6 protein-coding genes and 1 pseudogene are annotated in these 5,396 nt (G+C 70.6%); 6 read left to right on the forward strand and 1 reads right to left on the reverse strand.

Features of this window, described 5'->3' with window-relative positions; all coding sequences use genetic code 11:
* The 6 genes and pseudogenes from ACOADB_RS27890 to ACOADB_RS27915 all read left to right on the forward strand — a co-directional run.
* Window positions 1–640, forward strand: a pseudogene (locus ACOADB_RS27890) (DNA polymerase III subunit gamma/tau); the annotation flags it as partial.
* A gap of 56 nt (window positions 641–696) precedes the next feature.
* Window positions 697–1,101, forward strand: a complete 405-nt coding sequence (locus ACOADB_RS27895; protein WP_378606834.1) for a YbaB/EbfC family nucleoid-associated protein — start codon at window positions 697–699, stop codon at window positions 1,099–1,101.
* A gap of 13 nt (window positions 1,102–1,114) precedes the next feature.
* On the forward strand, window positions 1,115–1,711 hold the full coding sequence (gene recR / locus ACOADB_RS27900) for a recombination mediator RecR (RefSeq protein ID WP_378606837.1): 597 nt from the start codon (window positions 1,115–1,117) through the stop codon (window positions 1,709–1,711).
* Complete coding sequence (locus ACOADB_RS27905) at window positions 1,708–2,352, forward strand: DUF5063 domain-containing protein (protein ID WP_378606840.1); 645 nt, start codon at window positions 1,708–1,710, stop codon at window positions 2,350–2,352. Before recR ends, ACOADB_RS27905 begins: the two co-directional genes overlap by 4 nt.
* Window positions 2,353–2,511: 159 nt before the next feature.
* Window positions 2,512–3,789 (forward strand): aspartate kinase, encoded by a 1,278-nt coding sequence (locus ACOADB_RS27910; RefSeq protein ID WP_200954656.1) that lies wholly within the window; start codon window positions 2,512–2,514, stop codon window positions 3,787–3,789.
* 2 nt (window positions 3,790–3,791) lie between these two features.
* Window positions 3,792–4,835 carry an aspartate-semialdehyde dehydrogenase gene (locus ACOADB_RS27915; RefSeq protein WP_378606844.1) on the forward strand — a complete coding sequence of 348 codons (1,044 nt, stop codon included), beginning with the start codon at window positions 3,792–3,794 and terminating at the stop codon, window positions 4,833–4,835.
* 66 nt (window positions 4,836–4,901) lie between these two features.
* On the opposite strand, the gene ACOADB_RS27920 is transcribed toward ACOADB_RS27915, so the two are convergent.
* Window positions 4,902–5,396 (reverse strand): hypothetical protein (locus tag ACOADB_RS27920; protein WP_378606847.1); only part of this gene is annotated, 495 nt, incomplete at its 5' end.

The following is a 5,396-nucleotide window of genomic DNA, read 5'->3' on the forward strand; positions in this document are numbered from 1 at the left end:
CCCGGCCGAGCCGGCCGCCGCGCCTGCGGGTGGTGCGCTCACGCTCGTCGACATCCGGCGGCTGTGGCCGTCGGTGATCGACCGGGTCAAGGGCGTCAAGCGGGTCACCTGGATCCACCTGACCCAGAACTCCCAGGTGGTCGGCTTCAACAACGCCGTGCTCAGCCTCGGCTTCCAGTCCGACGGACCGCGCAAGTCGTTCGAGTCCGGCGGGCACGCCGAGATCGTGCAGCAGGCGGTGATCGACGAGATCGGCGCCAACGTGCGGATCGAGGCGATCATCGACCCGGCCGCCGACCCGACCGCGCACACCCCGCCCGCCCCCGCCGCGCCCCAGGCACCCGCCCCGGCCGCTGCCCCGGCGGCAGCCCCGGCCCCGCCGTCGACGCCCGCACCGGCCAACGACGAGCCCGTCAGCGACGCCCCGCCGTGGGCCGTCGAGGGTGACCCGGCCCCCGCCGAGGAGCCGGTCTCCCGGCGTCCCCGGATGGCCGACATCCAGGCCGAGGCGGAGGCGCCGAAGCAGGATCCCGACGCTGCGGTCGCGTTCGACGACGCCGAGGTCGACGAGGAGTCCAGTGCCGAGCTGCTCGCCCGCGAGCTCGGCGCCCGCGTCATCGAAGAGATCCCGCGCGGCTGACCCCGCGCTGCACCGCCCACCCTGGACCCTCCGGTCCCGTCAGAGATGAGATGACCATGAGCCAGAACCCGTTCGACGCCCTCCCCGGTGGTGGCGACCTCGCCGGCGCCCTCGGAGGCCTGGACCTCGGTGCGCTGCTCCAGCAGGCCCAGCAGATGCAGGAAGACCTCCAGTCCGCCCAGGAGCGCCTGGCGGACACCAGCGTCGAGGGTTCGGTCGCCGGTGGCGTCGTCACGGTGACCGTGTCGGGCGTCGGTGAGCTGACCGCCGTGAACATCACCCCCGAAGCCCTCGACGGCACCGACGCCGCAGCGCTGGCCGACCTCGGCGACCTGATCGTCGCCGCGTTCCGCGACGCCCGGACCAAGGTCGACGAGCTGGCCAGCGACACCCTCGGCCCGCTCGCGGGCGGACTGCCCGGCGCGGGCCAGCCCGGTACGCCGGGCCAGCTCGGATTCTGAGCGGACCCGGACGTTGTACGAAGGCGTTGTCCAGGACCTGATCGACGAGCTCGGGCGGTTGCCCGGGGTCGGTCCGAAGAGCGCCCAGCGGATCGCGTTCCACCTGCTGCAGGCCGACCCGGCCGACGTACGCCGCCTCGCGGAGGTGCTGATCGAGGTCAAGGCGAAGGTGAAGTTCTGCAGCATCTGCTTCAACGTGGCCGAGGACGACCAGTGCCGGATCTGCCGCGACGTACGCCGTGACCCCACGATCCTGTGCGTCGTCGAGGAGTACAAGGACGTCGTCGCGATCGAGCGCACACGCGAGTTCCGCGGCCGCTACCACGTCCTGGGGGGCGCGATCTCGCCGATCGACGGCATCGGTCCGGAGCAGCTGCACATCAGGGAGCTGCTCACCCGGCTGGCCGACGAATCGGTCACCGAGGTGATCCTGGCGACCGATCCGAACCTGGAGGGCGAGGCCACCGCGACGTACCTCACGAGAATGCTCGGCCCGTTGGGGTTGCGCGTGACACGTTTGGCGAGTGGACTTCCGGTGGGAGGAGACCTGGAGTACGCCGATGAGGTCACCCTGGGTCGGGCATTCGTGGGAAGGCAGACAGCAACATGAGCGACAACACCAACGTCACCGAGGTGACGACCGAGAAGCTTCCCGGACTGGCGGCGCTCGAGGCGCTGATCGCCGTCGAGACGGAGACGGTGCGTCTCGCCGACGACATCGCGGCCTCGGTCCGGTCCTTCCTCGACGGGCTGCGCGTGGTCGCGGCCGAGGCCACGGGCGGGCAGGCCGTGTCCCTGCTGCTGCTCCAGATCAGCCAGATCGCGCTCACCGGCGCCCGGCTGGGCGTGCACCGGGACTTCGCCCCGCGCGACGAGTTCCAGCCCGATGACGGCCCCGATCCCGACCTTGACGAGCTCCGGCTCCAGCTGGCGGAGCTGCTCGGAGACCTCGACACCTACAGCTACGTCTTCGACCCCTACCAGCCCGAGATGATCGAGGGCCTGCTCTCCGACGACCTGACGAGCATCGCGGCGGACCTCGAGGTGGGCGTGCGCCACTACGACGCCGGCGACGTCGAGGAAGCCCTCTGGTGGTGGCAGTTCTCCTACGTCTCGGCGTGGGGAGCCCTCGCCGGCGCGTCCATGAAGGCGCTGCTGTCCGTGGTCGCCCATGACCGTCTCGACGTCGACCTCGACCGCACCCAGGAGCTCGAGCTGGTCCAGGTGGCGGCCGCGGTGCTGGGCGACTGAACCTCGGTCCTCGCCCCGTCGCCACGACAGGCGTACGGCGACCGCGCTGGACGCCGGTCAAAACCTGTCGCGCACCTCGGTAGAATCGGGCTCGGCCCCGCTGGCCGAATCGCGGCCGGGGCCAGGTCCCCTTCCCCGTACAGCCAGGAGTGAGCCCCCGTGGGCATTGTCGTGCAGAAGTACGGCGGCTCGTCGGTCGCCGATGCCGCCGGCATCAAGCGCGTCGCGCAGCGCATCGTCAACACCAAGAAGGCCGGCCACCAGGTCGTCGTCGTGGTCTCGGCGATGGGGGACACGACGGACGAGCTGATCGACCTCGCCAACGAGGTCTCCCCGCTCCCGCCTGCCCGCGAGCTCGACATGCTGCTCACCGCCGGTGAGCGGATCTCCATGGCCGTGCTGGCCATGGCGATCCAGAGCGTCGGCCACGAGGCCCGGTCCTTCACCGGCTCGCAGGCGGGCGTGATCACCGACGCCGAGCACGGCCGCGCGAAGATCATCGACGTCACGCCGGGCCGGATCCAGGCCGCCATCGACGAGGGCGCGATCGCCATCGTCGCCGGCTTCCAGGGCGTCTCGCAGACCACCAAGGACATCACCACGCTCGGCCGTGGCGGCTCGGACACGACCGCCGTCGCCCTCGCCGTGGCCCTCAAGGCCGACGTGTGCGAGATCTACTCCGATGTCGACGGCATCTTCACCGCCGACCCCCGGATCGAGCCGCGCGCCCGCAAGGTGCCGCGCATCTCCTACGAGGAGACGCTCGAGATGGCCGCGCAGGGCGCCAAGATCCTGCACCTGCGCTGCGTCGAGTACGCCCGCCGCTACGACATGCCCATTCACGTCCGCTCGTCCTTCTCCGAGAAGGAGGGCACCTGGGTCGTCAAGGCCGAGGATGTAGTCCAGGAGGAATCCATGGAAGCCGCCATCATCACCGGTGTCGCCCACGACCGCAGCCAGGCCAAGATCACCGTGGTCGGCGTGCCGGACAAGCCGGGCGAGGCCGCGGCCCTGTTCCGCGCCGTCGCCGACGCGCAGATCAACATCGACATGATCGTCCAGAACGTCTCGGCCGCCGCGACGGGCCGCACGGACATCTCCTTCACGCTGCCCAGCGGCGAGGGCCAGACCGCGATGACCGCGCTGTCCCGCATCCAGGAGGCCGTCGGCTTCGAGAGCCTGCAGTACGACGACAGCGTCGGCAAGGTCTCCATCGTGGGCGCCGGCATGAGCTCGTCCCCGGGCATCTCCGCACGCTTCTTCGAGGCCCTCTCCGAGGCCGGAGTCAACATCGAGATGATCTCCACCTCCGAGATCCGCGTCTCCGTCGTCGTCGCCGAGACGCAGGTCGAGGACGCGGTCAACGCAGCACACGCCACCTTCGAGCTGGGCTCGGACGAGATCGAGGCCGTCGTGTACGGCGGAACAGGACGCTGATCATGGGCGTGAACATCGGAGTCGTCGGCGCCACCGGCCAGGTGGGCGTCGCCATGCGCCAGATCCTCCTCGAGCGGAACTTCCCCGCCGACACGATCCGGTTCTTCTCCTCGGCTCGCTCCGCGGGCAAGGTGCTGGCCCACGGCGACCGCGAGATCGTGGTCGAGGACGCCGAGACGGCCGACCCGACCGGTCTGGACATCGCGCTCTTCTCCGCTGGCGCCACCGCGTCCCGCGCGCTGGTGCCGCGGTTCGTCGACGCCGGCGTGATCGTGGTCGACAACTCCTCGGCCTTCCGCAAGGACCCGTCGATCCCGCTCGTGGTCTCGGAGGTGAACCCCGAGGCCGCTGCCGGGGTGATCGCCGCCGGTCGCGGCATCATCGCGAACCCGAACTGCACCACCATGGCCGCGATGCCCGTCCTCAAGCCGCTGCACGACGAGGCCGGTCTCGTCCGGCTGATCGCGTCGACGTACCAGGCCGTCTCCGGCTCCGGCATCGCCGGCGTCGAGGAGCTCGCCACCCGCGTCGAGGCGGCGGGCGACAAGGCCCGTGAGCTCGCGTACGACGGCGAGGCAGTCGCGTTCCCCGAGCCGGGCGTCTACCAGCGCACGATCGCGTACAACGTGGTCCCGCTGGCCGGCAGCATCGTCGACGACGGCCTCAACGAGACCGACGAGGAGCAGAAGCTCCGCAACGAGTCCCGCAAGATCCTCGGGCTCCCCGACCTGCGGGTCTCGGGCCTGTGCGTGCGGGTCCCCGTCTTCACGGGCCACTCGCTCGCGATCAACGCCGAGTTCGAGCGGCCGCTGACGGCTGCCCGGGCGACCGAGCTGCTCACCGGTGCCGCCGGCGTGGAGCTCACCGACATCCCGAACCCGCTCGCCGCTGCCGGCAAGGACCCGTCGTACGTCGGCCGGATCCGTCAGGACCCGGGCGTCGACGACAACCGTGGCCTGGCGCTGTTCGTCTCCAACGACAACCTCCGCAAGGGCGCTGCCCTGAACACCGTGCAGATCGCGGAGCTGATCGCCGCCTCGCGGTAGTCACCTGCTCGACAACCACAGCGACCCGGCTCATCGAGCCGGGTCGTTGTTGTCGGTGGTCGGGACTCAGGCGTCCGTTGGTTCGACGAACGTCTTGGTGACCCAGACCGAGGCGAGATAGCCGCCGATGCTCAGCACCGGAATGATGATCAGCATCGACCAGCTGTCGAGCAGGTCGATCAGGAACAGCAGGGCCACCACGGCCACCAGCCCGACCGCGAGGAAGCTGCTGCTGCCGGGGTCGGGGATGAGGAAGACCTTCAGCAGGGCGCTGCCCAGCAGCACACAGAGCGCGAACGTGGCGATCAGCAGCAGGAAGCCCGGGCCGCCACCGCACGAGGACGTGCCCCGGACGGCTTCACAGCCACGCAGCGACAACCAGGTCAGCGCGACCATGGCCGCGCCCACGGCGAACCCGGTGAGGGCCGCAGCGCGGTAGAGCGTCAGGAGCGGCCCCTGGGCGAGGTCGGCGATCTCGGCGTCCTCGGTGGCTGCCTTGGTCGCCGCCACCGGTTCCGGCTCGACCTCGACCGGCTTGGGCTCGACGGGCTTGGGTTCGAC

It is taken from the genome of Nocardioides sp. CPCC 206348, from assembly GCF_048654705.1.
In the GTDB taxonomy this organism is placed as follows: domain Bacteria; phylum Actinomycetota; class Actinomycetes; order Propionibacteriales; family Nocardioidaceae; genus Nocardioides.